Source organism: Neolewinella marina (assembly GCF_002631205.1).
Classification (GTDB): Bacteria; Bacteroidota; Bacteroidia; order Chitinophagales; family Saprospiraceae; genus Neolewinella; species Neolewinella marina.
Map to the genome: position 1 here is coordinate 944771 of NZ_PDLO01000001.1, position 24734 is coordinate 969504.

Annotated in this window: 23 protein-coding genes; 12 read left to right on the forward strand and 11 right to left on the reverse strand. The window is 62.9% G+C overall.

The features are described from left to right. Positions 1–13 precede the first annotated feature (13 nt). Positions 14–856: a M90 family metallopeptidase gene (locus CGL56_RS03885; protein WP_099105169.1), complete on the reverse strand. Its 843-nt coding sequence runs from the start codon at positions 854–856 to the stop codon at positions 14–16. 132 nt (positions 857–988) lie between these two features. Between CGL56_RS03885 and pepT the strand changes: the two genes are divergently transcribed. From pepT to glgB, 4 genes are all read left to right on the forward strand, one after another. Then, positions 989–2221, forward strand: a complete 1233-nt coding sequence (gene pepT / locus CGL56_RS03890; RefSeq protein WP_099105170.1) for a peptidase T — start codon at positions 989–991, stop codon at positions 2219–2221. Then, the gene (locus tag CGL56_RS03895; RefSeq protein ID WP_099105171.1) at positions 2218–2652 is read left to right on the forward strand and encodes a hotdog fold thioesterase; all 435 of its coding nucleotides are present in this window, start codon (positions 2218–2220) and stop codon (positions 2650–2652) included. The genes pepT and CGL56_RS03895 overlap by 4 nt, the downstream gene beginning before the upstream one ends. A 218-nt stretch (positions 2653–2870) precedes the next feature. Beyond that, positions 2871–3608 (forward strand): helix-hairpin-helix domain-containing protein, encoded by a 738-nt coding sequence (locus CGL56_RS03900; protein ID WP_099105172.1) that lies wholly within the window; start codon positions 2871–2873, stop codon positions 3606–3608. Between the two features lie 150 nt (positions 3609–3758). Next, positions 3759–5723 (forward strand): 1,4-alpha-glucan branching protein GlgB, encoded by a 1965-nt coding sequence (gene glgB / locus CGL56_RS03905; RefSeq protein ID WP_222837658.1) that lies wholly within the window; start codon positions 3759–3761, stop codon positions 5721–5723. A gap of 12 nt (positions 5724–5735) precedes the next feature. On the opposite strand, the gene CGL56_RS03910 is transcribed toward glgB, so the two are convergent. The 4 genes from CGL56_RS03910 to CGL56_RS03925 all read right to left on the reverse strand — a co-directional run bounded on the left by CGL56_RS03910 (position 5736) and on the right by CGL56_RS03925 (position 10958). Then, positions 5736–6836, reverse strand: coding sequence for a lactonase family protein (locus tag CGL56_RS03910; protein ID WP_099105174.1), 1101 nt, complete (start codon positions 6834–6836; stop codon positions 5736–5738). A 98-nt stretch (positions 6837–6934) separates the two neighbouring features. Then, positions 6935–7489, reverse strand: a complete 555-nt coding sequence (locus CGL56_RS03915) for a hypothetical protein (protein WP_099105175.1) — start codon at positions 7487–7489, stop codon at positions 6935–6937. A 141-nt stretch (positions 7490–7630) separates the two neighbouring features. Further along, complete coding sequence (locus tag CGL56_RS03920; RefSeq protein ID WP_167641494.1) at positions 7631–9616, reverse strand: TonB-dependent receptor family protein; 1986 nt, start codon at positions 9614–9616, stop codon at positions 7631–7633. An 85-nt stretch (positions 9617–9701) separates the two neighbouring features. Further along, positions 9702–10958 (reverse strand): arginine deiminase family protein, encoded by a 1257-nt coding sequence (locus CGL56_RS03925; RefSeq protein WP_099105177.1) that lies wholly within the window; start codon positions 10956–10958, stop codon positions 9702–9704. 138 nt (positions 10959–11096) lie between these two features. Here CGL56_RS03925 and CGL56_RS03930 point away from each other — a divergent pair, with 138 nt between their 5' ends. Genes CGL56_RS03930 through CGL56_RS03940 form a run of 3 tightly spaced genes read left to right on the forward strand, consistent with a single transcriptional unit; the run spans position 11097 to position 13920 of the window. Next, entirely contained in the window at positions 11097–12440 is a 1344-nt protein-coding gene (locus tag CGL56_RS03930; RefSeq protein ID WP_099105178.1) for a glucosaminidase domain-containing protein, read from the forward strand. 9 nt (positions 12441–12449) lie between these two features. Continuing rightward, complete coding sequence (locus CGL56_RS03935; RefSeq protein ID WP_099105179.1) at positions 12450–13220, forward strand: hypothetical protein; 771 nt, start codon at positions 12450–12452, stop codon at positions 13218–13220. Position 13221: 1 nt separating this feature from the next. After that, positions 13222–13920, forward strand: coding sequence for a ComF family protein (locus tag CGL56_RS03940; RefSeq protein WP_099105180.1), 699 nt, complete (start codon positions 13222–13224; stop codon positions 13918–13920). 15 nt (positions 13921–13935) lie between these two features. On the opposite strand, the gene CGL56_RS03945 is transcribed toward CGL56_RS03940, so the two are convergent. After that, on the reverse strand, positions 13936–14412 hold the full coding sequence (locus CGL56_RS03945; protein ID WP_143470595.1) for a DUF2892 domain-containing protein: 477 nt from the start codon (positions 14410–14412) through the stop codon (positions 13936–13938). A gap of 142 nt (positions 14413–14554) precedes the next feature. On the opposite strand from CGL56_RS03945, the gene guaB reads away from it, so the two are divergent. After that, positions 14555–16036 (forward strand): IMP dehydrogenase, encoded by a 1482-nt coding sequence (guaB, locus tag CGL56_RS03950; protein WP_099105181.1) that lies wholly within the window; start codon positions 14555–14557, stop codon positions 16034–16036. 3 nt (positions 16037–16039) lie between these two features. On the opposite strand, the gene CGL56_RS03955 is transcribed toward guaB, so the two are convergent. Next, positions 16040–17398, reverse strand: coding sequence for an ADP-ribosylglycohydrolase family protein (locus tag CGL56_RS03955; protein ID WP_143470596.1), 1359 nt, complete (start codon positions 17396–17398; stop codon positions 16040–16042). A 302-nt stretch (positions 17399–17700) separates the two neighbouring features. On the opposite strand from CGL56_RS03955, the gene CGL56_RS03960 reads away from it, so the two are divergent. Together CGL56_RS03960 and CGL56_RS03965 are read left to right on the forward strand one after the other, a co-directional pair. After that, complete coding sequence (locus tag CGL56_RS03960) at positions 17701–18162, forward strand: FKBP-type peptidyl-prolyl cis-trans isomerase (RefSeq protein ID WP_167641493.1); 462 nt, start codon at positions 17701–17703, stop codon at positions 18160–18162. A 71-nt stretch (positions 18163–18233) separates the two neighbouring features. Beyond that, positions 18234–18680 carry a TrmH family RNA methyltransferase gene (locus CGL56_RS03965; protein WP_262490625.1) on the forward strand — a complete coding sequence of 149 codons (447 nt, stop codon included), beginning with the start codon at positions 18234–18236 and terminating at the stop codon, positions 18678–18680. Here the strand turns inward: CGL56_RS03965 and CGL56_RS03970 are convergent. Then, positions 18657–20072 (reverse strand): tetratricopeptide repeat protein, encoded by a 1416-nt coding sequence (locus CGL56_RS03970; protein ID WP_167641492.1) that lies wholly within the window; start codon positions 20070–20072, stop codon positions 18657–18659. The two genes, CGL56_RS03965 and CGL56_RS03970, sit on opposite strands and share 24 nt — an antisense overlap. Positions 20073–20345: 273 nt before the next feature. Between CGL56_RS03970 and CGL56_RS03975 the strand changes: the two genes are divergently transcribed. Then, on the forward strand, positions 20346–21698 hold the full coding sequence (locus CGL56_RS03975) for an SPOR domain-containing protein (protein ID WP_099105186.1): 1353 nt from the start codon (positions 20346–20348) through the stop codon (positions 21696–21698). Between the two features lie 11 nt (positions 21699–21709). On the opposite strand, the gene obgE is transcribed toward CGL56_RS03975, so the two are convergent. The 3 genes from obgE to CGL56_RS03990 form a co-directional block, all read right to left on the reverse strand. Then, entirely contained in the window at positions 21710–22747 is a 1038-nt protein-coding gene (gene obgE / locus CGL56_RS03980; protein WP_099105187.1) for a GTPase ObgE, read from the reverse strand. Between the two features lie 36 nt (positions 22748–22783). Beyond that, positions 22784–23305: an adenylate kinase gene (locus tag CGL56_RS03985; RefSeq protein WP_245851909.1), complete on the reverse strand. Its 522-nt coding sequence runs from the start codon at positions 23303–23305 to the stop codon at positions 22784–22786. 119 nt (positions 23306–23424) lie between these two features. Further along, entirely contained in the window at positions 23425–24048 is a 624-nt protein-coding gene (locus CGL56_RS03990; protein ID WP_167641491.1) for an NUDIX hydrolase, read from the reverse strand. A gap of 20 nt (positions 24049–24068) precedes the next feature. On the opposite strand from CGL56_RS03990, the gene pyrE reads away from it, so the two are divergent. Then, positions 24069–24716, forward strand: coding sequence for an orotate phosphoribosyltransferase (pyrE, locus tag CGL56_RS03995; protein WP_099105189.1), 648 nt, complete (start codon positions 24069–24071; stop codon positions 24714–24716). The last annotated feature ends 18 nt before the right edge of the window (positions 24717–24734 follow it).

Here is a 24734-nt window from a genome sequence, read left to right on the forward strand (position 1 = left end):
CACTTGTTTGTTGCTATTCGCGCAGTACAGGCACCGGGTCTTCCTGGTCTACGGTCCCTACCCCGCCGTCGTGGTCCAGGTCCTGGTGGAAGATGCGCTCCATCAGGGAGAACAGCTCGGGGTGCTTCTGGGCGAAAGCGGCCGGACGGTTGAAAAAATATTCCGCGGCCACGGCGAAAAATTCGGCCTTGTTCGTCAGGGCGTAGTCGTCGATGTCCGAATTTCCCTGCTGGATGGCCGCCATTTCCGACCGCATCATCTCCATCCAGGGAATGAGGTACTGCTTGTCCAGGAAGTAATCCGGGATACCGTCGGTATCCCCGTCGGCCTTGTCGAGCAGGTGGGTGAATTCGTGGATGCCGGTGTTGTTACGGCCCGACTGCTCAAAGCCCGTGCGCAGGGCCTGCTTCGACAGCAGTAGCTTGCCGTTCAGGTAGCCGCCGCCGACCATCCCCTCGATGTTGCGCCCCGCCCCCTCGGTATCGAAGGTCTCGGCGTTGAAGGTATTGGAGTACAGCAGGACCTCCCGCAGCTTGGGATACTGGTTCCAGTCGTCGAAACCGAAGGTCGGGATGATCCCGCTGGCGGCGACCAGCACCCGGTCGAGTTCGGTCACCTCGGTATCGATGCCGGTGATCTTTACCCGCTGGAAGAAGTAGCGCATCCGCTCCTGGAAGCGTTCCTTTTCCTTGCGGTCGAGGGTCTTGTAGAAGGTGACCTTGTTGCGCAGCAGGCGCCGCCACTGCTTGCGGAATTCCGGCAACGGACCGAGGGGTTCGTCGCGGAACAGATAGTACAGCAATCCGCCGGCGAGGGCGATCACGATCAGGGCAACAACGGTGGCGGATACGGCCATAAACTTCAGGATTTCGGGGCGGGCGCGCAGGTGCGGCGTAACTCCCTAAATGCCGTGGCGGGGGGCAAATGTTCGATAGGCGTAGCATGCCCCCCCGCGGACAAACTCATCCACCACCCGTTATCTTGCGGCATGAATGTACTCGACCGTTTCCTCCGTTACGTGAGGGTAGACACCCAGTCGGACCCCCACTCCCCCACCCAGCCCTCCACCCGCAAGCAAATGGACCTCGGGCGGATGCTGGTCGAAGAACTCCACGCCCTGGGCGTCGCCGATGCGGAACTCGACCCCCACGGCTACGTCTACGCCACCCTGCCGGCCACCCCCGGCCAGGAAGGTCGCCCGGTAATCTGCTTCTGCTCCCACATGGATACCAGTCCGGACGCCAGCGGCACCAACGTGAAGCCCATCGTCCATCGCAACTACCAGGGGCAGGACCTGGTGCTGCCCGACGACAAAAAGGTGGTCCTGCGGGCCGACGACCTGGAGGGACTGCGGGCCAACATCGGCCACGACATCGTCACCGCCAGCGGCACTACCCTGCTGGGGGCCGACAACAAGGCCGGAATTGCCGCCATTATGGCGGCCGTGGAGCACCTGCTGGCCCACCCGGAAATCCCCCACGGAAAGATTCGCATCCTCTTTACCCCGGACGAGGAGATCGGCCGCGGCGTCAACGCGGTGGATATGGATAAGCTCGGGGCCGACTTCGGCTACACCATCGACGGAGAAACCCGCGGCAGCATGGAGGACGAAACCTTCAGCGCCGATGCCGCCACGGTGACCATCGCCGGAGTATCCGCCCACCCGGGTTTTGCCAAGGGCAAGCTGGAAAATGCGGTCAAGATCGCCGCCGACATCGTGGCCGCCCTGCCCAAAAGGGGATTGAGCCCGGAAACCACCAGCGACCGGGAGGGCTTCATCCATCCGGTAGAAATTACCGGCAAGGCGGAAAGCGCCCAGATCGACTTCATCCTCCGCGACTTCGAGACCGACCAGCTGGCCGACCACGCCGCCGTACTGGAGTCCATCCTGGCCGACGTCCGCCAGCGGTACCCCAACAGCTTTATCCACCTGGAGGTGACGGAGCAATACCGCAACATGAAAGAAGTGCTGGACCACCACCCCCGGGTGACCGCCCTGGCCGAAGCCGCTATTCAGTCCGTCGGCCTCACGCCCCGCCGCGCCCACATCCGGGGGGGTACCGATGGTTCCCGCCTGAGCTTTATGGGCCTGCCCTGCCCCAACCTGTTTGCCGGGGAGCACGCCTTTCACTCCCGCTACGAGTGGGCCAGCGTATACGAGATGCAAAAGTCGGCGGAAGTCATCGTCGCCATTAGCCACCTGAACACCACCGAGGTATGAGCGCCATCTGGAAGACCACCCCAACCCTCGAGGGGATGAACGCCCTGAGCCGGGATACCCTGGGCGACAACCTGGGCATTCGCTTCGTGGAAGCGGGCGACGATTACCTGGTGGCCGAGATGCCCGTGGATGGGCGCACCGTCCAGCCCTTCCGGCTGCTGCACGGCGGGGCTTCCGTGGCCCTGGCCGAAACCCTCGGCAGCGTGGCCGGGATGCTGACGCTGGCCGACCCCGACCAGTACGGGGTGGTGGGCGTGGACATCAACGCCACCCACCTGCGCAGCGTATGGGAAGGCGATACCGTGAGGGGCACGGTACGCCCGGTGCGGGTCGGGAATACGGTGCAAAGTTGGCAGATCGACATCACCGATGGCCGCGGTCGGCTGGCCTGTTCCTCACGATTGACCTGCCAGGTGGTAAAAAGAAGATAAATTTTGAAAAAAAATCTCCCGGGGAAGAAGCGTACAAAATTGGGTTTTCCACCCCAGGGGCCCCGTAAACCCTGAATTTGCGGGAAATGGCCGCACCATATTAGGAAAGTAAACCTGAGGCCCCGGCTCACGTTGCATGCATAGCACCCGCGCCCCCGCCCAACACTTTGACGGTCAGGCCTTACAGCTATAATTTTACACCACAAAGACACCCATTTATGATTAAGTCCACTTACGTTAAATCCAAACAGCACTACAAGGTATCCTTCGAGCTGCCCGAGGACCGGGTTGGCCAGGACCGCGACGTGCGGGTACTGGGCAACTTCAACGATTGGAACTGGGAGAACGGCCTGCAACTGAAGGCCGGCAAGAGCGGCTACAGCGGCTCGACCACCCTGCCCGCCGGACACTACCAATTCCGCTACCTCGTAGACGGCGACCAATGGCACAACGACGACCACGCCGAGGCCTACGCCGACAGCGGACACGGTACCACCAACTGCTGCTTCAGCCTGGAGCAGGTAGAGGAACCCAAGAAAACGGTCAAGAAGGCTCCGGCCAAGGCCAAGAAAGCCCCCGCTAAGGCCAAGTCCGCCGGCTCCACCATCCAGGCCGCCGATTCGGCCGCCGCCACCAAGCCCGTGGTGACCCCGAAGAAAACGGCCGCCGCCAAGAAAACCACCGCCAAGGCCAGCAAGACCAAGGGCGACGACCTGAAGAAGATCGAGGGCATCGGCCCGAAGATCGCCGGACTGCTCAACGAAGCCGGCATCCATACCTACTCCGACCTGGCCAAGGCCGAGGAGAAACAACTCGCCGACGTACTGCAGAAAGCCGGTGCCCGCTTCCGCCTGGCCAAGCACGACACCTGGCAGGAACAGGCCCGCCTGGCGGCCGACGGCAAGACCGAGGAGCTCAAAGCCCTGCAGGGCCACCTGAAGGGCGGCCGCAAGTAGTGCTCCCCAAAACGCGCTGAAACGCTAGTAAAACCCCTATTCACCCCGCGTGAATAGGGGTTTTTGTTTAGAGCTTGGTTGGGCACCAACATACCCCCACCTTTGGTGTTAAGCCCGTAAGAACACCACTGTTAATCTAAATTTCTGCCTGTGTCAACTGCCGTTACCGCTCACTCTCTCTTCACCGATTATGACATCAACCTCTTCCGCGCCGGGAAGAACTTTCGCATCTACGACAAGCTGGGCAGCCACGTCATCGAGGTTGACGGCAAGCGCGGCACCTACTTCGCCGTCTGGGCGCCCAGCGCCAGATCGGTAAGCGTGATCGGTGACTTCAACCGTTGGGACCGCAAAAGTCACCCCCTCTTTTCCCGCTGGGACAGCAGTGGCATCTACGAAGGATTCATCGAAGGCCTGGAGAACGGCACCGTTTACAAATACGCCATCGAGGCCCAGAACGGAGACCAACTGGAAAAGGGCGACCCCTACGCCCGGGTGTGGGAAACGCCGCCAAAGACGGCCAGCGTGGTCTGGGATACCTTCTACGAGTGGGAGGACCAGGAGTGGATGCAGAACCGCTACCAGCACAACGGCATCGACCGCCCCTACTCCGTCTACGAGGTGCACCTAGGCAGCTGGAAAAAGAACAAGAAAAACGAGAGCCTGAGCTACCGCGAACTTGCCACCGACCTGGTGGAGTACGTCAGCAGGATGAACTACACCCACGTGGAGTTCCTTCCCGTCATGGAGCACCCCTACTTTCCCAGCTGGGGCTACCAGATCACCGGCTATTTCGCCCCCTCCAGCCGCTTCGGCGGGCCGCAGGACTTCATGTACCTGATCGACAAGCTCCACGCCGCCGGCATCGGGGTGATTCTCGACTGGGTGCCCAGTCACTTCCCCAACGACGCCCACGGACTGGCCCAGTTTGACGGCACCCACCTCTACGATCACGCCGATCCGCGCAAGGGCTTCCACCCCGACTGGAAGAGCGCCATTTTCAACTACGGCCGCAACGAAGTGCGGTCCTTCCTGATCTCCAACGCCCTCTTCTGGCTCGACCGCTACCACATCGACGGACTGCGGGTGGACGCCGTCGCCTCCATGCTGTACCTCGACTACAGCCGCAAGCAGGGCGAGTGGATCCCCAACCAGTACGGCGGCAACGAGAACCTGGAAGCCATCGACTTCATCCGGGAGTTTAACGAAGCGGTCTACCGCGAATACCCCGACACCATGACCATCGCCGAAGAGTCCACGGCCTTCAGCGGCGTCAGCCGGCCCACCTACGTGGGCGGCCTGGGCTTCGGGCAGAAGTGGATGATGGGCTGGATGCACGATACCCTGAAGTACTTCAAGCACGACCCCGTTCACCGCAGCTTTCACCACGGCGAACTGACCTTCTCCCTGGTCTACGCCTTCAGCGAGAACTTCATGCTGCCCCTCAGCCACGACGAGGTGGTGCACGGCAAGGGGCCCATCATCGACCGGATGCCGGGCGACGAGTGGCAGCGTTTCGCCAACATGCGCCTCCTCTACGGCTACATGATGACCCACCCTGGCAGCAAGCTGAACTTCATGGGCGGCGAATTCGGACAAACCACCGAGTGGAGCATTGAGAGGGGCATCGACTGGGAGCTCACCCAGTACAAACCCCACTCCTCCCTCCAGGAATACGTGGCCGACCTGAACCAACTCTACCGGTCCAGCACCGCCCTCTACGAATACGCCTACGACCCGAAGGGCTTCGAATGGATCGATATCGGCGACCACCAGAACAGCGTGCTGAGCTACCTGCGCCGCGGCAAGGACGAAAACGATATGGTGGCCATCATCCACAACCTCACCCCCGCAGTGCGCACCAAGTACCGGGTCGGAGTTCCCTTTGAAGGACAGTACGTGCCCATCATCAACAGCGACGACGAGAAGTACGGCGGTACCGGAAACTACGCCCAGCAGGTGATGACCTCCGTGCCCACGGAATGGAACGGCCGGCCCAACCACATCGAGCTCACCCTGCCCCCGCTGACGACGCTGGTATTCCGCTACCAGGCCCCGGAGGCCAAGGGAACCAAGAAGGGCAAAGCAACCGCCGCGAAGAAAGACGCCAAGTAGCGACCTTCTCCCCTAGAACAGGATGCAGACCGGAATGGGGGCCTTCGTTGTACCGACGAAGTCCAGCATGCCGGTCTCTTTATTTCGGCGCAGGCTGGTGATGTTTTTGGAGCGCTGGTTGGCTACCAGGAGGAATTCACCGTCGGGCGATAGGGCGAAATTGCGGGGCCAGTCGCCGGCTACGGACTCGTACTCCAGGGGGGTGAGTCCACCCGTCTGCTCATCAATCCGGTAAACCACGATGCTGTTGTGCCCCCGGTTGGACCCGTAGAGGAAACGACCATCTGCGCTGATGTGGATGTCAGCGCAGAAGCTCTCCCCCGTAAAATCCTCGGGCAGGGTGGACCAGCTGTCCACTACACTCAATCCACCGGCGGTGCGGTTCAGCTGGGTCACGGTGCTGTTCAGCTCGTTGATGACGTACACCCACTGTCCCCCGGGGTGAACGGCCAGGTGACGGGGTCCCGCGCCATCTTCCATGGCCACGGCGGGCGGGTCGGCGGCACGGAGCTTTCCGCTGGCCGTGTCGAGGTGATACTGCCAGACTTCGTCGGTGCCGAGGTCGACCGCCAGTACTTCACTGCCGTCGTTCAGAAAATAGGAGGAATGGGCGTGGGGTGTTTCCGCTCCCCGTTGCCGGTGGTCCTGGAGGTCGAGGGGCTGGGTGAGGTAGCCGTCTTCCTGTAGCCGCAGAAGTTCGAGGGTACCCGCGCCATAGTTGGCCACGGTCACGAAGCCGTCTGCGCTGACGTTGACGTGGCAGGGGCCTTCTCCGCCGGCAGGCTGCTGGTTGAGCGCCCGCAAGCTGTCGCCGCCCACGGCAAAGGATTTCACCCGCCCGGGTTGTCCTGAGAGTTGCTCCACCGAGACCAGTACCGAACGGTCCGCATTGTAGGCGAGGAAGGAGGGGTTTTCGGCTTCCCCCACCCGCCCCAGGTTGGTTAGTCCGCCATCGGCGTGGAGGGCAAAGCGGTAGATGCCAGCCTCGTGCACGCCGGGGTCATCGTAGGTACCGAGCAGAAAGGTAGTGGCCGGGTCTTCCGGATCGTCGGCGGGTTGGGAGGGTGTAGAGCAGGCCAGGGTGAGGAGGAGCAGCAGGGGGGTGAGGCGCATGGTGAGGGGGGGGTAGACATCGGATGTTGGGGTGGCGCCAAAATGACAGACATCGGATGTCTGCCATTTTGGCAAAACCTAAAAGTAACATATTGTTCTCAATGCAGCATACCTGCCTGCAACAGCATGCGGCCGAGTTCTACGTTGCAGATCCGGTCGTCTCCCGTGATCAGGTCGGTGTACTCATTGAAGGAGCAGTACCCCCATTCACCAGGGTGATCTACGAGCTGGGCTTCTACCGCATTATAGTGAACGTAGCGCAGGCCGCGGTGGAAAGGGTTGTAGTGGTGCTTGCTCTTGGTGCGCTGCTGAAATCGGGAGCCAGTAAGGCCAAGCTCCCGGTTATAGGCCTTGGTGAAGCCCATCAGTGTGCGCCGAACCGCTTCACTTAAGGCGGGCGTCGGCAGCCGCGGCATGATCTTATCGCTGTACAACAGATCCGGATCGACGGGATCTTTTGGTGTAACCAGCAGGTGAAAGTGATTGGGCATTATGCTGTACCCCAGCAAATGAGCGGCGTCCTTGAAGTTGGAAACAACCTTGGCGAGAAAGAACCGGTAATGCCGGTCACTGGTGAAAAGTGTCTGCCGGTCATTCGCCCGGTTGTAGATGTGAAAGACTGGGTAGGTGGGTGAATCAGAAAGGTAATTCATGGGTAATAGTGGTTTGATTAGACCCCAATTACCTGCCTACCAGTCTACTATAAGTGGACTGGCGTGAATTGCGCCAAATTGTCAGACATCCGATGTCTGACAATTTGTCCTGCGCACAACATCCGATGTCTGCCTGGCGGTCTACCAGCCCACCCGCAGCCCCAAAAACCCATTCCGCCCCGGCGCCGGCTGGTAGTAGCGGCCGCCGAACTGGGGGTTCATGTCATTGCCGAAGCTCATCTCCTGGTCGAGCAAGTTGCTGCCGCCCAGGAAAACGTCTAGACGCAGCGCGCCCACGGGGCCGCGCCAGCCCGCCCGGGCCCGCAGCAGGTGGTAGGCCTCTCCGTAGACGGTGTTGCCGTCGTTAAGGGGGATGCGGTCGGTGTAGTTTTCGGTCAGGGTAGCGTAGAAGCCAGTGGCCCGCCCTGCGGTGACCTCCAGGTTGAAGAGGTGGGGCGCCGTTCCCGGCAGCCGGTTGCCGCTGTAGTCCTCCCCGCCCCGCTCGTAATTATCGTAGGCGAAATCGTGCCAGGTGTAGCTGCCGTAGAAGGACAGCCAGCCGAGAGGACGATAGTCCAGGGCCAGCTCCACTCCCCGCTGGTCCGTGCTGCCCGCGTTGCGGAACAGGGTGGTGCCCCGAGCGTCGCTGTAGGTACTGATCGCGTTGTCGAGCCGCAGGTAGAACAGGGCGAGTTCGTAGCTCACCCTCCCCCGGCTCCCCTTGGTGCCGACTTCGTAGTTCAGGCCGCGCTCCGCGGCCAGGCCGGTGTTGAGACTGCCTTCATTGGTGCGGAATTCGTCGAGGGTGGGCGGACTGAAGCCGCTGCTTACGCTGGCGTACACGCTGTACCCTCCGAAGTCGCGCAGCACCGAAAACCGGGGGCTGACCACGACGGGGATGGTGCTCTCCGTGATGCCCGGTTCGCCTTCGGCGTCGAAGGTGCGGTCCACCCGGTAGCTGAGGTCACTCAGGCTCAGGCCGGCCGCCAGTCGCCAGTTGCCCAGGTCGTAGGTGGCCTGGGTAAAGAGGAGGTGTTGCCGGCTGTTGATCTCGTCGCTGAAGTTCAGGTCGCCCGGCGCTCCTCCATCGTTGGCGAAGTTGTTGGCCATGCGGTACTGCAGCTGGGCCTCCGCCCCCAGTGACCACTTCACCACCGACGTCCCCAGGGGCAGGGTGTAATCGAAGGCGGTGCGCCCCCCTACCCCGAGGTTAGTTTCCCGCTTGTAGTCAAAGTTGAAGGGGTGATCGAAGTAGAAGCCGGTGCCGTACACCGTGGTCTGGTTGGTCCACCGCCCGCCGCGCCAGTCGTGGGTGAGGCCGAGGAGGAGGTTGTCGTAGTGGATGCTCGCGTTCGTTTCGGCGCTGCCGGGACGGGCTTGCCGACGGTTATCGGCGTACTGCTCGGCGTTGAGTCCGCCGGGCAATTCGTAGTTCAGCCGGGTATAGAGGGCATGGAGCGTCAGCGCCCGGTCGGGACTGCCTGCCCAGCGGGTCGTCAGCTGGGCCGTCTGCCGGTCCAGGGCACTGTGGTCGCGGTAGCCATCGGTTTGCTGGTGGGCCAGGCGAAGCTGGTAGCCGGCATTTCCGGATTGCCCCTGCACCTGCGCACCCGCCCGCAGAAAGCCGAAAGAACCACCGGCCAGGTAGGCCTCCCCCGCTCCTTCCAGCGAGTCGGTTTGCAGCAGTAGGGTACCCGCCGTGCCCGCGCCGTAGAGGCTGGCCGCCGGACCGCGGACGAGCTCCACCCGGTCGATGTTGTTGACGTCGAGGAAATTAAGCTGGGTATCGCCACCCGGCTCCGTAAAGGGGATGCCGTTCCAGTATACCTTGATGTTGCGGACGCCGAAGGGACTGCGCAGGGTACTCCCCCGCACGCTGATGCGGTAACTGCCGGGGGCCCGCTGCTCGAAGCGCACGCCGGGCAGGCGGTTCATGGCGGGCAGAAGATCGTCGGTGGGGATCTGCTCCAGTTCGGCCGCCTCCAGGGTACTCACGCTGGCCCCCACGCGGTAGCCCGGAGCCTCGTCGCGAAAGCCGGTAACCGTGGCGCTGGGCAGGGTGTAGAGGGTGTCGGTCTGGCCGTAAAGGCTACCGGTCAGGAAAAGGAGAACAAGAATGCGGTACATCGATGGCATTTATAGTCCGGTTAAGGATCGACCCCGCATTCTTGTTTTCCGCTTCCACAAATCAGCCGCTATTTTTTGGCTGCCATCACCCGCGCTCCACCGGGCAGGTCATGCAGTGACTGCCCCCCCGCCCCCGGCTCAGTTCGGCGCTGGGCAGGGTGATGATGGTCTTGTGGAGGTCCTTCAGGTCACGCTCTCCGGCCGCCGCCTGGGCCAGCAGCTCCCGAGCTTCGATGATGGTGTAGCCGTTGCGGGCCAGGGCCTCGGCGGTGACCGGGTTGCGGTCGTAGGTCAGCGCTACCCCCGGCGACAGGGCCACCAGATTGCAGCCGTCGGTCCACTGCTCGCGCTCCTGGAAGGGGCTGCGGCCGTCGCCGGCGGGGATGAAATTGGCCTGGGGATCGATTTCCGCCAGGATGCATTCCTTCAGGCTGGTGAAGGTGGCCGTCTCTCCGGAGCTGCGCCAGATCTCCACCCCGGCCTGCCGCCCCCCTTCGGCGATGATGGGCTGGTAGCAGACGTAGTCGTGGGTATCGATCTGGGTGAAGATGGTGTCCAGGTGCATGAAGCTGCGCTCGGCCGGCACGCTCACCCGCACGACGTTCTTCACCACCCCCTTGGCAAAGAGGCGGTCGGCCAGCTGGCGGATGCTGTAGGTGTTCGACCGCTCGCTGTCGCCGATGAGGAGGTAGTCGCGGTGGAGGAGCATCACGTCGCCGCCCTCAATGCAAACCTTTTCCCCGAGGCGGCTCGGCGGGAACTGGTCCACGTTGTTCAGGTTGATGACGCGCCCGGTGTTCCAGAGGTCGGCGAACATCGGGTGGGCGATGATGATCAGTCGGGTGAGGAAGTTCTCCCGGCTGCGGGCCTGCTTGGCGGCCTTGGTGACCAGGATGTGGTCGTTGATGGTGACGGCAATGTCGCGGGTGAAAATGAAATTCGGGATGGGGTCGAAGAGTACCCGTTCGGATTTCGGCTCGTAGCCCGTGATGAGCACGTTGGCCAGGGCTTCGGGGGAGAGTTCCTTCAGCTTTTCCACGTAGCGTTCCGGCAGTTCCTCCCAGCCCACGATCAGGTCGAGGCTTTCGGCAGTGGCCTGGGGGGAGGCGGCGATGGCTTCGGCGAGCAGGGTGCCGATTTCGAGGACGTTTTCCTGGCCGATGATCTTTCGCAGCACGGAGGTGAACACGTCGTGTTCCTCCTGCAGCCGGGGCAGGTAGACGATGTCGTCAAACAGCAGCTCTTCCGCCCGGCGGGGCGTGATGGTGGCCGTGCCGGCGTCGGGGCGGTGAACGATGACGCGGCGCAGGGGGGCAATTTCTGAATTTACTTGGATTGGCATGTGGGCTAAGGTATGGCGGGCACGCAGGTGCCACGCTAATTCTAAAAAAAACCTAAAATTATTGGTTCGATCCTACGAAGCTCCGGAATTTCGCCGTTAGCCACATAACCTCCCGCTGACCCTTCCACCTACCGTCGTATGAAATCACTGCTCTTTAGCCTGCTTTGTCTGTTGACCGCCCCTACCCTGCTGGTCGCGGCGGCCGCCGATGCCCCCTTCACCTGGACAGCCGAGGAAAACAGTGAACAGGAGGCCTACATTGCCCGCTTTCGCACCATTGCCATGCAGGAGATGGAGCGTACGGGTGTTCCCGCCAGCATCAAGCTCGCCCAGGGCATTCTGGAGAGCGACTCCGGCCGCAGCTACCTGGCCCGCACCGCCAAAAATCACTTCGGCATCAAGTGCGGCAGCAACTGGAACGGCGACAAGGTGTACCGGGAAGATGACGACTACGACGACCGCGGCCGGCTGACCAAAAGCTGCTTCCGGCAGTACCGCAACGCCGACGCCAGCTACGTGGCCCACTCCGAATTCCTCCGCGACCCCAAGAAGAGCTTCCGCTACGGCTTCCTCTTCCGCCTGGACCCCACCGACTACAAGGCCTGGGCCCACGGACTGCGCAAGGCCGGCTACGCCACCAACCCCCGCTACCCCGAGCTGCTTATGTCGCTGATCGAGCGCCACAACCTCCACCAGTATGACGTGCCCGGCGTAATCCACCCCGTGGACATCGAAGCGCCGGTGGAGGAGGCCATCACCGGCATCCTGAACACCAACGACGTCAACTACTTCATCAGCGAAGCCCCCGTAAGCCTGCAGCAGATCGCCCGCCAGGTCGACCTCAGCGTACGCCGCCTGCTTGAATACAACGAGGAACTGGTCTCGGAAAACCAGACCGTAGCCGCCAACGAGCGCATCTACCTCCAGAAAAAGCGCCGCAGCTACCGTGGCCCTGAGCAGTACCACACCGTGGCCCCCGGGGAAGACCTCTACGACGTGGCCCAGCGCTACGGTCTCCGCATCCATAACCTGGCCCGCCGCAACCGCCTCGGGGAGCAGGCCGACCCGGCCACCGGTGAGCGGATCAAGCTGCGCGGCTGGCGCGTAAAGACCCCGCCGCGGCTCGAAAGAAGCGGTGCGCCCAGCCCGGAACCAATTACGCCCACGGCACCCGCGCCCGTCGACCTCCCCGACCCCGCCACCCCCGACGAGGACGGATTCCTGGACATGGGCGAGCCCATCAGTCCCAATACCCCGGTGCCGCCCCCCGCACCCCGCCCCACGGTGTCACCGGAGCGCCCCGTGGTTGCTCCCCCCGTATCCAACCCTGCCCCGACCCAGGCCGTCTACCACGCCGTAACCGCCGGGGAAACCCTCTACGCCATCAGCCGCCGCTACGGGGTGAGCGTAGACGACATCAAGCGCCTGAATGCACTGAGCGGCAACACCATCTCGGTTGGACAGCAGCTCCGCATCCGCTAATTTGCGGGCATGCGATTATTCTGCCTGCTGCTCCTCTGTGGCCTCTGCCGCCCGTTGTCCGCCCAAATCATCGACGAGCCGGGGGAGTACGGCATCGACTGGGGAGGCTACCTCTTCGGTATCCGGGGCGGGGCCAGCCTGGGCACTCAGGACTGGTCGAGTTTCGAAACCGAAGTCAACCTTGGCTACCACGGCGACCTCTTCCTCGAAAGCATTCCCGCGGAGGGTCGTTTCGGCTTCTGGGGGCTGCTGGGGTACCACCAGCGCGGCAGCCGGCTGAAGCGGCAACGGGCCTTCACCTTCCAGGGCAACCCCGTCATCCTGCCGGCCGACGACTTCGTATTCAACAACCTTTCCGTTGCCGTGGGCGGCAAGCAGGTCGTGAGCTATTTCGGCACCGCCGACCTCTATTACATCATCGGGGTGCGGGCGGAATACAACCTGAGCACCAACCTCGGCAACTATGACCAGCTGGCGTCCTACGGCGGTTTCATCCGCAACGCCTACCCCTTCGATTCCTACGAATTTATTAACCGCTTCACCTACGGCGCTACCGTGGGCGGCGGAGCGGTCGTGGCCCTCACGGAGGGCATTGGTGGATTTATCGAGTTGACGGCCCAGCCCGACTTCAGTTTCCAGTACAAACAGGGCCCCATCAATAACGTTATCGACCCCTACGGCGGGGGCAACACCACCATCGGCGAGCGGGCCATCCGCAACTTCACCGTAGAACTGTCCATCGGGCTGCGGCTGCTCCGCAAATGGCGCTACATAGATTGATATGTCGATCGCTGCCTGGCTCCGTGGCCTGACCAGCCTCTTTTTCCCGGCGCTCTGTCTCGGGTGCCGGCGGGCCATCGAGGGGCACGATCAACTGCTTTGCGTCCGCTGCGAGGCGGAACTGCCGCCCAACAACAGCTGGCGGCATACGGAGAACGAGGTAACGGACCGGCTGGCGGGCCGCCTGCCCCTGGTATTCGGCGCGGCCGCCTATTCCTTCCGGGAGGGAACGGTTTGCCAGCGACTGATTCACGACCTGAAATATCACCACCGCCCCGACGTTGGCCGCGCCCTGGGTCGGCGCTTCGGAGAACGGTTGGCTGGCGTAGAGGCCCTCGCCGACCTGCACGGAATCGTACCCGTGCCCATCCACCGCCGGCGGCGGCTGCAAAGGGGCTACAATCAGGCCGAGGCCATCGCCGACGGGCTGGGCGAGGTATTGGGCGTACCCACCTTCCCCCGGGCCCTGCGCCGAAAATCCTTCCGGGGGTCACAGACGAAGCGCGGCAAACTCGAGCGGCTGGAGAACGTCCGCGATTCCTTTGCCCTGGGCCGGGGTGACTTCGCAAAGCGCCACCTCCTGCTGGTGGATGATGTCCTGACAACCGGCGCTACCCTCCATTTCTGTGGAAATGCCCTGCTGGAGGCCCATCCGGACGTTCGGTTGAGCATCGCGGTGCTGGCCGTGGCGGAGCGCTGATCCTTCCGTGCCGGATTACTCCCCGGCAAATGTGAGGGCCGCCCGGGCGCGTTCGCGGGGATCGTGAATGTCGTTCAGGGCGGCAAAATCTCCCCGCACCGCTTTCAGGGCGATGCGCTCCCAGTCGATCTCTTCGCGGGTACGGAAGCCCAGTTTCCGCAGTACCACCAGCGGGGGGCAGTAACCCTGGATGCCATGCTGCAGCAGAAAGGCGGCCACGGTGCCCGAGAGAATCAACCAGCGGCGGTCCACGGTGAGCCCCAGGGCCAGGCCCACCAGCGTAAGGGTGGAGGCGTTGGTCTCCAGCATACGTTCCACGTCCCATTCCTTGCTGAGCTCCTCCAGGCGGCCGGGGATAGCGGAGGGATTTTTGGCCAGTTGCTCTACGCGGTCGATGATGTCCTGGCCGATTTCACGGTTCACCGAATCGGCGGTCTGTTCACTCACCCGGCCGGTGGGCGAGTGCTCCAGCGGTTGATAGGTAGCTTGCATAGCGGGAGGATTTGGTTACTCCCCTAGAACCCAGGGAAAAAGATCGATGTTTTTTCCCGCTTGTATCCACTCCTTCCCGGGGGGGCATCAGAAAGCGGTGAATCTTTCGGTTGAAGCCGGTCCATTTTACATACCTTTGCGCATGGAAGACAACAAAAGTATCCCCGACCGATTCGCCGTCCAGGGCCTGACCTTCGACGATGTACTGCTGCTGCCCGCTTATTCCGAGGTACTGCCGCGTGAGGTCGACCTTTCCAGCCAACTTACCCGCGGCCTTCGACTGAACGCCCCGATTGTATCCGCCGCCATGGATACCGTTACCGACGGCCGCCTGGCCATCGCCATCGCCCGGCAGGGGGGTATCGGCATCGTCCACAAGAACATGACCATCCAACAACAGGCCGAGCAGGTCCGCATGGTCAAGCGTTCGGAATCGGGCATGATTGTCGACCCCGTCACCCTGAAGCACGACGCAACCGTAGCCGACGCCAAGCAACTGATGGCCCGCCACCGCATCGGCGGCATTCCCATCGTGAACGACAAATTTGAACTGGTCGGCATCCTCACCAACCGCGACCTGCGGTTCGAGACGGCCTCCTCCCGCCCCATCAGCGAGCGGATGACCACCGAGAACCTGATCACGGCCCCCGTGGGCACGAACCTCGAGCAGGCCAAGCAGATCCTGCAGGGCTACAAGATCGAGAAGCTTCCCGTGGTCGACGACAGCGGCAAGCTCGTTGGCCTGATCACCTACAAGGACATCCTCAAGGTCCAGAACTACCCCAACGCCTGCAAGGACAGCTACGGTCGCCTGGTGGTGGGCGGAGCCATCGGCGTTACTCCCGATATGCTGGAGCGGGTACAGGCCCTGGTCGACGTGAACGTTGACGTCATCACCATCGATACCGCCCACGGCCACAGCCGCGGCGTACTGGATGCCGTCCGCAACACCCGCAATGCCTTCCCCGACCTGCAGATCATCGGTGGCAACGTAGCTACCGGCGCCGCCGCCAAAGCCCTGGCTGATGCCGGTGCCGATGGCGTAAAGGTGGGCGTAGGGCCCGGCTCCATCTGCACGACCCGCATCGTGGCGGGCGTGGGCGTTCCCCAGCTTACCGCCATTGCCAACGCGGCGGCCGCCCTGAAGGGCACCGACATTCCGGTAATCGGCGACGGGGGCATTCGTTACTCGGGAGATATCGTCAAGGCCCTCGCGGCCGGCGCTTCGACCATCATGGCGGGCAGCCTGTTCGCCGGCGTCGACGAAAGTCCCGGTGAAACCATCCTCTACGACGGCCGCAAGTTCAAGGTGTACCGCGGCATGGGTTCCCTCGGGGCCATGAACAAGGGCAGCAAGGACCGCTACTTCCAGGACGTCGAAGACGACGTCAAGAAACTGGTCCCAGAAGGCATCGAAGGCCGCATCCCCTACAAGGGCAGCCTGGCCGAGGTAGTCAACCAGTACCTGGGCGGACTGCGCGCCGGAATGGGCTACTGCGGCGCGGCCACCATCGCCGACCTCCAGCATGCGGAATTTGTACGCATCACCGGCGCGGGTATGACCGAAAGCCACCCCCACAACATCACCATCACCAAGGAAGCCCCCAACTACAGTCGGCGGTAGGCCTTAGCGGTCGACGGCCACGAGCGGGGCGCGGCGCTGCAAAATCGCGTCGGTCAACCGGCGGGCCTGAACTTCCAGGTCGATGTCAAGTACTTCCCGGTTGACGCGGATCACCCGGTCCCGCTCTTCGGCGGGCAGTCGGCTGCTACCCTTCAGGGCCCCGATGATGGCGCCGGTCACGGCGGCAACGGTGTCGTTGTCCCGCCCGTAGTTGACAATGAATTCCATGGCCGGCTGGAACTGATAGTCGCTGAACAGCAGGGCAGTGAGGTTGATCAGGTGGATCTCGGCTGCGTGGAAGGGCACGTCCTGTTTGGCGCGGTCGAGCAATTCGTAGGCTTTCAGGGTGCGGGCGTAGCTGAGGCTGTCGTAGGGGTAGCGGTCCGGGAGTCGAAAGTCCATACTACGGGCTTCCTCCGGCGTCAACTCCCGGGCAGTGCGCACGATGCCGCGGGCCTGCTGGAACAGGCGGTAGGCTACCCGCCCGATCAGGCGGGAGCGGAAGAATCCCTCGGGGTCAACTTCCCGCATCACCGTGACGAAGTCGTCCGCCGTAGCCCCGGGTCGGAAGGCCACTGAGGTCAGGGCGGCGGTGAGTCCCGTGATGTCCCTGGCGTAGCCCAGATCAAAGAGGGCCACTTCGTAAGCGGCGCGGTAGGCGGCTTCGGGCCGGCCGGGGTACACCGCCCCGATCACCGGACTGTACAGCATCCCGGCGCACGACATCTCGCCGCCGTAAAAGCGTGAGAGGGCGTCGCGGTAGGCATCCACGTCGCCGGAGGTGTAGGCGCGGGCTACGGTGGCCCATTCCTGCAACCACGTCAGGCGGCGCATGGCCGCTTCCAGGGGTTCGGGTTCCAGCCCCGACACCGCCTTGAGTTCCTCTACCCGGCGGCGGTAACGGTCGTCAATGAAGCGCCCGAAACGGCCGCCGCTGAACGCCAACGGCAGGGAGCGGCTGCGGACGTCGTGCTCCTCCAGGCAGTAATCCACCATCAGGTCCTTCCAGCGGGTATCGTCGGTACCGGCACCGGGCGGCAGGTTGAAGGCCCAGGGCCCTTCCGGGCTCGGTTCCCGCAGTACCATATCGAGGCTGTCGACGTGGCCGTATTCGTTGCTGATGTCGGTGGGGCTCCACATCTCGGTCGGGGCCCCCATCGCGTCGCCGATGGCGGAGCCCACCAGTGATCCGAGGATCTTGTCGTAGAGCAGGCTGTCCGTCAGGGCTTCGTCCTGGTAGTCGGATTCGCGGTATTCCATGGCCGGCGGGGGAGGTGAGGAGGCGGCGGGTTGCGCGGGTTCCGTTTCACGGCAGGACAGCGTAAAAAGGAGCAGCAACAACAGCCCGGGAGCTGATTTCAAGAGCGGCGAGTTTGGCCTAAGATAAAAAAAGGCCCGCCGGATAACCGACGGACCGCTTACATACACTCACCTTATCTTATACGCTTAGTTCGTTTGATTGATGTAACCGACCCACATAAGCGGTGTTCAGAAATGTGAAAAAAATTTCTATCGTCCAGTATAATCGTCGTCTACCCAGCAAATCGCAAAATAATCGCGAACCTTCCGCCCCGGCTTGTGAAATAATACCTCAAGCCACTCCGGTTTCCGCGCCCGATCGCGGGCCGCGCGGTACTTTTGCCCGCCTAATGACAACCCTTCCTATGCGCACTACCGCCAGTCTGTTCATCCTCTTTGCCGCTTTCCTCACCGCCCTGGGTTGCAGTTCGGAAGACTGCCTGTCGAGTGATGCTTCCATCGAGGAGTACCTCGCCGACAGCATCCAAGCCACTGAACTCTTCCAGGATAATACCCCTACCGGACTCTACTACATCATTGAGGAGGCAGGAGACGGAGTGCAGCCTACGCTGTCGAACTCGGTTACGGTGCACTACACCGGAATGACCACCAACGGAGACATCTTCGACCAGACCGGGTCTTCCCCCCGCACCTTCGTGCTGGACAACCTGATCCGGGGCTGGGAACTCGGTATTCCACTCATTGGACAGGGCGGCCGCATCCGCTTGTTCGTTCCCTCTTCCCTGGCCTACGGCGCCAGCCAGGCTGGTGACATCTGCCCGAATTCGGACCTGATCTTCGACATCGAGCTGGTGAGCGTTCAGTAAATCCGCCCGTCATCAGACAACTGGACCACGACGAAATCAATCAGCCGCAACGGATCTTTCCGATCACCCTGCTGTGCCCCGACTGGACCGATCCCCGCAACGTAGGCGCCGCCTTCCGGCTGGCGGACGCGGCCGGCGTGCAGCGGCTGGTACTTACCGGTAGTACCCCCCGCCCACCCCACCCGAAAATCAGGAAGACGGCCCGCACCACGGAGCGCTCCGTCGAATACGAAAGTGCGGACGACGCCGTGCAGTACGTCCGCGACGCCCGGGAACGCGGCGCCCACATCCTGGCCCTGGAAATTACCGACCGGAGTGAATCACTGTTTACTTACGCGCCACCCGTCACCGGGGAGATCGTATTGATCGCGGGCAACGAAGCCGCGGGCATCCCCCGGCGGTTGCTGGCGGAATGCGACGCGTCGGTGCACCTGCCAATGTACGGCCGGAACACCTCCATGAATGTATCGGTGGCCCTGGGGGCCGCGGTGTACTTACTGCTTATGAAGCTGCAGTAGGGACCGGACCTCGGGGTCGTCCGCCAGTTCCGGATGCCAGTTGAACAGCAGCGGGTAGTCGTCGTAGAAGGCGCTGAGGGCCTCATTCAGCATGGCCAGGGCGGCCTTGCGGCGACCGCAGACGATCATGATGGCGACCCGGCCGAAGGCGAGGGGTGCATCCATATAGGTTTCGGCCACGTCCTCCAGCATCTGCAGCGCCTCAGCTTCCCGGCCGGTTTCGACCAGGAACAGGGCGTAGGATACGTAAGCGTCGCTGAACTCCTCGTCCATCTCGATCGCCTTCAGGAAGGCCTGTTCGGCTTCCAGGGGGGCGTTGGTGGCGGAGCTGCACAGGGCCAGTCCAAGCCAGCAATCGGCGGTATGGTTCGGCAGTTCCACGGCCCGGCCATAGTTGTAGGCGGCTACCCCCCACTTCTCCTCGGCCACGCAGCACTCGGCGATGTACTGGTAGATGTCGTACATCTCGGGGTCGAGTTCGAGGGCGCGGAAGTAGGCCTTCTTGGCCAGGGCCAGCTCATCGAGCATCTGGTAGCTGCGGCCGATGCGCATGCAGGTTTCGTAGCTCTCTTCGGCCTCGTCGGACTCGAAGTAGGCATTGTAGGCGCGCAGGGCGGGCTCGTACATTTCCAGGTCGAAGAGCTTGTCGGCGTACTCCAAGTCGTAGTTGCTGCGGCTATCGTTGAGCGATCGGGCGTTGCCGAAGGCTTCGAGGGCCTCGTAATCCTCCCCGCCATCATCGTACCAGAGTCCGAGGTAGAACCAGGTCAGATCGTTGAAGGGGTCGTGGTCGGCCTGCTGCTTCAGGAAGGCTCCGATCTCGGCCCGGTACTCGGCCAGTTCGGGGGCGTTGAGCAGCTCGTCGTAGGCCGGCTCCTGGAAGGGATCCAGACGGATGGCTTCGGCCAGGGCGGCGAAGCTCTCCCGGTAGCGGTCCTCCTGCATACAGAGGAGTCCGTCGAAGAAGGCGAGCAGACTCAGCTTCTCGTCCTCGTCCACGACGTTGTACAGTTGGTCCAGGGCGGCGCGGGCCGCTTCCCGGTGCTCGAAGTGGACGAAGACCTCCAGGCGCAGCATCATTACCTCCTCGTCGTTGGGGGCGTAGATATTCAACTGTTCCAGGGTAGAGAGGGCTTCTTCTTCTTCCAGGTTGATCTTGTGGATGAGGGCCTTCCACTTGTAAAAGTCGGGGGTATAGTGGTGCTGGCTGATGGCCAGGTCCGCGACTTCCAGTGTCTGGTCGTAGTCGTGGTGACCAAAATAGTGCACCAGTAGTTCCTCAAATTCCTCTTCGGCCAAGAATACGGTCTCTCCGCTGCGAGCCCCTTTTTCATATCTGGCCACCAGGGCCATCAGCGCCTTTTCGCGCTGGTCGTTGCTCTTTCTATTCATACCGTTTAGCGTCCCCGGCTTAGCCACCTGGGCCATTGGCTGGGAATCGTGGTAAAAATACGGTTGAGGGGGCAGAAAGTTGCATCCGCGGCCGGGCTTAACGGCACCATGACATTTGCCACCCACCCCGGCCGTACGTCCGCCGCGGGAAGGTTAGCAAACCTTACCCTGGCCGCCAACTTTCGGGCCGTTTTCGGCGATTATACCAAGGAGGCCGTCCCGCCGTTAAGGAGGCGGCCTTGCCGTTTTTCCTTAAGCTGACTCCATTACACTATGCAACGTCTTCTCCTACTGCTCCTCCTGCCGCTACTTTCCGCCGCGGTTACCGCCCAGTCGCTCTACCACGTCCGGGTGGGTACGTTCCAGGACGTGAAGGCCGACGACTTCATCGACCTGCGGGAACTGGGATTCGTCTACGGCCAGCCGCGGGAAGGCCAGCTCACCGACGTTTACCTCGGCAACTATACCACCCGGGAGAACGCTGAATCCATTTCCGAGCAACTGCGCAAACGCGGGTTCCGCAACGCCGCGGTAGCCGAACTGCCCCCGGCCAACGCCGCCGCCGGCCCCTCCACCTTCATCCAGGTAGCCCTGAGGAGCCGCAACCGCTCGCTCGACTGGCGCTCGCTGGAACAGGCCGGCAAGCTATACGTTGACGCGACCGACGGGGTGACCAAGGTGCTCACGGGCCCCTACCCCACCTCCGAAGCCGCCAACCAGGCCCTGTCGGACATCCGCGGACTCGGCTACGGCGACGCCTTCATCCGGTCGGTAGCGGCCGCCCAACTCATCCCCGTGGGCACCTTCGAGACGGGCATCAAAAAACCCCTGATCCCCATCCAGCTACGGCAGGTAAGTTCTCCCGCGGCACCCGCGTCCAGCGCCCCCTCCACGGCCGGAACCACGCCCCCCGCCCCCCCGGCCGCGGATACCACCCGGCGGCTGACCAAAGCGAGCGCCGAAGCCGAAAAACCTGCTCCCACGCCCCCCGCATCCGCCGCGAAGGAGCCCATGGGTGGAGGGGTTCCCGCCACGGCGACCCCCAGCGTACCGGCCATCGACGGCAAGACGAAGCGGCACTCCACGGCCAACCTGCAACGGGTACTGAAGGAAAACAAGTTCTACGAGGGCAGCATCGACGGCTACTACGGTACCGGCACCACGGCCGCCTTCACGAAGGCGTGGGAGGAAATGCCGGTCCTGCGGAAGTACCGCCTGCTGGCCGAAAACCTGGTAACGGACAAGGTGACGCCCGACTGGCCGGAACTGCGGCTGACCACCACCATCACCGGAGAAATCGCCGCCGGACAAACCGACGCCTCCGCAGCCAGTGAGGCGGCCAAGGGGCGGGCGGAACTGCTCGCAGCCCAGCGCCCCCTGCCGGCGGCCAGGGCTGCACAGGCCCGGAGCTGGGAGACCACCGTGTGGAAGAACCTGGAAAAGTGGGCGGGCGAAGATCCCCTCCACGCCCGCATCGTCAATGCCCTGCGGGTGGGCTACTACCAGTCGCAGGTACGGCTGGAGACCATGTACCAGCAGCGTGGACTGGGCCCGATCGAAGCCCGGGACCTGGCTACCGCGGCCCTGGAGAACCTGCTTGCAGCGGACCTCCAGCGCTTCCGCTAGGGGGGCGTCGCTTATTCTTCTTCCATGGACAGCTGCACGCCGTCCTGGTCCTCCCGCCGCTCGATGATCATGGTATAGAGGAGGTCCTTCAACTGGGTGATGCCCTCCCCGGTGATGGCGGAGATGTAGAGGTGAGGCAGGTCCTGGGGTACCTCATGGGCGCGCAGCCGCTTGAGTTCCTCATCCACCATATCGGCGCGGGTCAGGGCCAGTACGCGGGGCTTGTCGAGGAGCTCGGGGTTGTAGTTCTCCAGTTCGTTGAGCAGGATGCGGTACTGCCCGCGAATGTCGTCGGCGTCGGCCGGGATGCAGAACAGCAGGGTGGCGTTGCGCTCAATGTGCCGCAGGAAGCGGTGGCCGAGTCCCTTGCCTTCGTGGGCTCCCTTGATGATCCCCGGAATGTCGGCCATGGCGAAGGACTTCCCGTCGCGGTACTGCACCATACCGATGTTGGGCACCAGGGTGGTGAAGGCATAGTTCGCGATTTCCGGTTTGGCGGCCGTAACGACGGAGAGCAGGGTGCTTTTGCCGACATTCGGCAGGCCTACGAGGCCGACGTCGGCCAGGACCTTCAATTCCAGGATGTACCACCCCTCAATTCCCGGTTCTCCGGGCTGGGCGTATTCGGGACTCTGGTTGGTGCTAGACTTGAAGTGGCTGTTGCCGAGTCCGCCGCGGCCGCCTTCCAGCAGGATATACTCCTCGTCGTGGCGGGTGATCTCGAACAGGAATTCGTTCGTTTCCGCGTCGCGGGCGATGGTTCCCAGGGGTACCTCCAGCACCACGTCGGCGCCGGTGGCTCCGGTCTTGTTGTTCTCGCTGCCCCGCTGTCCGTGCTCGGCGCGGATGTGCTTCTTGTACTTGAATTGCAGCAGCGTCCAGAGGTTACGGTTGCCCTTCAGGATGATGTGACCGCCACGGCCTCCGTCGCCGCCGTCGGGTCCGCCCTTGGGGATGCCCTTGGCCCGGTAGAAATGACGGGAGCCCGCGCCCCCGTCGCCGGAGGTCAGGTTGATCTTTACGTAATCAACGAAGTTTGCTTTTGCCATACAGGTAATCCAACGGCTCAGCGGCCGGGGTGTGCGCTAGTCGTTCTGCAGACCTTCGCCGATGATGGCGTCGATCTCGGCGGCGACGGCTTCCGGGGTGAGGGTGCCATCGACGCGGCGGGCCAGACCCAGCTCGTCGTAGAAGTCGTAGACCGGTGAGGTATAGTTGACGAAATTCCGGTAGCGGGTACGGATCACGTCCTCCTTCAGGTCGTCGGCCCGCCCGCTGGTGGCGGCGCGGCCCAGGATGCGCTGAACGATGGTGTCTACGTCCACGTCCAGGAGGATGAGGGCGTTGATCTGGGTATCCTTTTCGCGCATCAGGTCGTTGAGCGCGGCAGCCTGGGGGTCGGTGCGGGGAAAGCCATCGAAGATGATGCCGGTGACGTCGGGGTGTTGGTCCACCCGTTTGCGCAGCATGGCGATGGTGACTTCATCCGGCACCAAGTGGCCGGCGTCCATATAGGAACGCGCCTCCTGTCCCAGGGGGGTGTTGCGGCTCAGCTCCTCGCGGAACATGTCGCCGGTGCTGATGTGGAGGAAGTCGTGCTTGTCCACCAATAGCTGTGCCTGGGTCCCTTTTCCGGATCCCGGGGGGCCAAAAAGGATCAAATTGTACATAGAGACGGTCGTGAGTGGGGCGCAAATATAGACAAATTGCGATGGGCCGGCTGGCCTTACACCGCAAGCAGCAGGGCGCGCAGGTTTTCGTAGATCGGCCCGTCGCCCTCGAGCACCGATTTTACCGTCCGCCACTCGGCCCGTTCGATGTCCTCCTCGGTTTCCGGCACCAGCTCATCCTGTTCGGTGGCCATGTGGAACCAGTAGGTCGGCTTGAGGATGCGGTGGTGGGTGGTGCGGTAGGTATGGTAGGTGGTGGGCAGGGCGCGGCCGAGGGTGAGCTGCTGCACCCCGGTTTCCTCCTCCACTTCCCGCAGGGCGGCGGCGGCGCGGTCCTCTCCCTCGTCAATTTTACCCTTCGGCAGGTCCCAGTAGCCGCGGCGGAAGATGAAGAGCTGCCGCTGGGTACGGGTGTGGGTCACCAGGCCGCCCGCGGCTTCCAACCAGCGGTAGTGCGACTGGAAATCCTGCCACAGGTCGTTCAGGTCATCGGCCACCAATTCCAGGGAGGTTACCTTCGGACTGCCCTTCTCCAGGGTGTCGGCGTAGTTGAGTAAACTCTTGCGTTTTCCGGAGTAGCGGGCCACCAGGTGGGTATCGGGGGCGGCGTCTCCGTAGGGGCTTGGCGTGGCCGTTTCGCGCAGCACGAGCGGGCGGTCGTTGATATAGATTACGTACATTGGCGCGAAATTTACGACGCATGGACACATCCCGGCAAATCGCCCGCCGCCTCCTGGAAGTAGGGGCCGTCAAGCTGAGCCCCCGCGAACCCTTCACCTGGGCCAGCGGTCTGCGCTCCCCGATTTACTGCGACAACCGGGTGCTGCTCTCCTTTCCCACCATCCGCAACGAGGTCATCGAGGCCCTGGGCGCGGCCGCGGGTGCCATGTCCGGTCTGGACGGCGTAGCGGGTGTGGCTACGGCCGGCATTCCCCACGGTGCCCTGCTGGCCGACCGGCTGCAACTGCCCTTCATCTACATCCGCAGCTCGGCCAAGGAACACGGCCGCCGCAACCAGATCGAGGGCCGCCTGGAGGCGGGCCACCGCTACCTAGTGATTGAGGACCTGATCTCCACCGGGGGCAGCAGCCTGAAGGCCATCGACGCCCTGCGGGCCGCGGGCGGTGAGGCCGCCGGCGCGCTGGCTATCTTTACCTATCAGTTTCCCGCGGCCGAGCGGGCCTTCCAGACCGCCCAGGTACCCCTGCAGACGGTAAGCAACTACACCACCCTGCTCGAGGAAGCCCAACAGACCGGCCACATCACCGAGGCCGATGCCGCTACCCTGGCCGAATGGCGGCAGGACCCCCGCGCCTGGAGCGAGGCCTACGAACAATCCGGGCAATAATTGCCCCTTTTCTTTTTT

What these genes read in the sequence shown, in the direction of transcription:
- CGL56_RS03885 (WP_099105169.1), bottom strand. Translation starts at nt 856, where the DNA reads ATGGCCGTATCCGCCACCGTTGTTGCCCTGATCGTGATCGCCCTCGCC.
- pepT (WP_099105170.1), top strand. Translation starts at nt 989, where the DNA reads ATGAATGTACTCGACCGTTTCCTCCGTTACGTGAGGGTAGACACCCAG.
- CGL56_RS03895 (WP_099105171.1), top strand. Translation starts at nt 2,218, where the DNA reads ATGAGCGCCATCTGGAAGACCACCCCAACCCTCGAGGGGATGAACGCC.
- CGL56_RS03900 (WP_099105172.1), top strand. Translation starts at nt 2,871, where the DNA reads ATGATTAAGTCCACTTACGTTAAATCCAAACAGCACTACAAGGTATCC.
- CGL56_RS03910 (WP_099105174.1), bottom strand. Translation starts at nt 6,836, where the DNA reads ATGCGCCTCACCCCCCTGCTGCTCCTCCTCACCCTGGCCTGCTCTACA.
- CGL56_RS03915 (WP_099105175.1), bottom strand. Translation starts at nt 7,489, where the DNA reads ATGAATTACCTTTCTGATTCACCCACCTACCCAGTCTTTCACATCTAC.
- CGL56_RS03920 (WP_167641494.1), bottom strand. Translation starts at nt 9,616, where the DNA reads ATGTACCGCATTCTTGTTCTCCTTTTCCTGACCGGTAGCCTTTACGGC.
- CGL56_RS03925 (WP_099105177.1), bottom strand. Translation starts at nt 10,958, where the DNA reads ATGCCAATCCAAGTAAATTCAGAAATTGCCCCCCTGCGCCGCGTCATC.
- CGL56_RS03930 (WP_099105178.1), top strand. Translation starts at nt 11,097, where the DNA reads ATGAAATCACTGCTCTTTAGCCTGCTTTGTCTGTTGACCGCCCCTACC.
- CGL56_RS03935 (WP_099105179.1), top strand. Translation starts at nt 12,450, where the DNA reads ATGCGATTATTCTGCCTGCTGCTCCTCTGTGGCCTCTGCCGCCCGTTG.
- CGL56_RS03940 (WP_099105180.1), top strand. Translation starts at nt 13,222, where the DNA reads ATGTCGATCGCTGCCTGGCTCCGTGGCCTGACCAGCCTCTTTTTCCCG.
- CGL56_RS03945 (WP_143470595.1), bottom strand. Translation starts at nt 14,412, where the DNA reads ATGCAAGCTACCTATCAACCGCTGGAGCACTCGCCCACCGGCCGGGTG.
- guaB (WP_099105181.1), top strand. Translation starts at nt 14,555, where the DNA reads ATGGAAGACAACAAAAGTATCCCCGACCGATTCGCCGTCCAGGGCCTG.
- CGL56_RS03960 (WP_167641493.1), top strand. Translation starts at nt 17,701, where the DNA reads ATGCGCACTACCGCCAGTCTGTTCATCCTCTTTGCCGCTTTCCTCACC.
- CGL56_RS03970 (WP_167641492.1), bottom strand. Translation starts at nt 20,072, where the DNA reads ATGAATAGAAAGAGCAACGACCAGCGCGAAAAGGCGCTGATGGCCCTG.
- CGL56_RS03975 (WP_099105186.1), top strand. Translation starts at nt 20,346, where the DNA reads ATGCAACGTCTTCTCCTACTGCTCCTCCTGCCGCTACTTTCCGCCGCG.
- obgE (WP_099105187.1), bottom strand. Translation starts at nt 22,747, where the DNA reads ATGGCAAAAGCAAACTTCGTTGATTACGTAAAGATCAACCTGACCTCC.
- CGL56_RS03990 (WP_167641491.1), bottom strand. Translation starts at nt 24,048, where the DNA reads ATGTACGTAATCTATATCAACGACCGCCCGCTCGTGCTGCGCGAAACG.
- pyrE (WP_099105189.1), top strand. Translation starts at nt 24,069, where the DNA reads ATGGACACATCCCGGCAAATCGCCCGCCGCCTCCTGGAAGTAGGGGCC.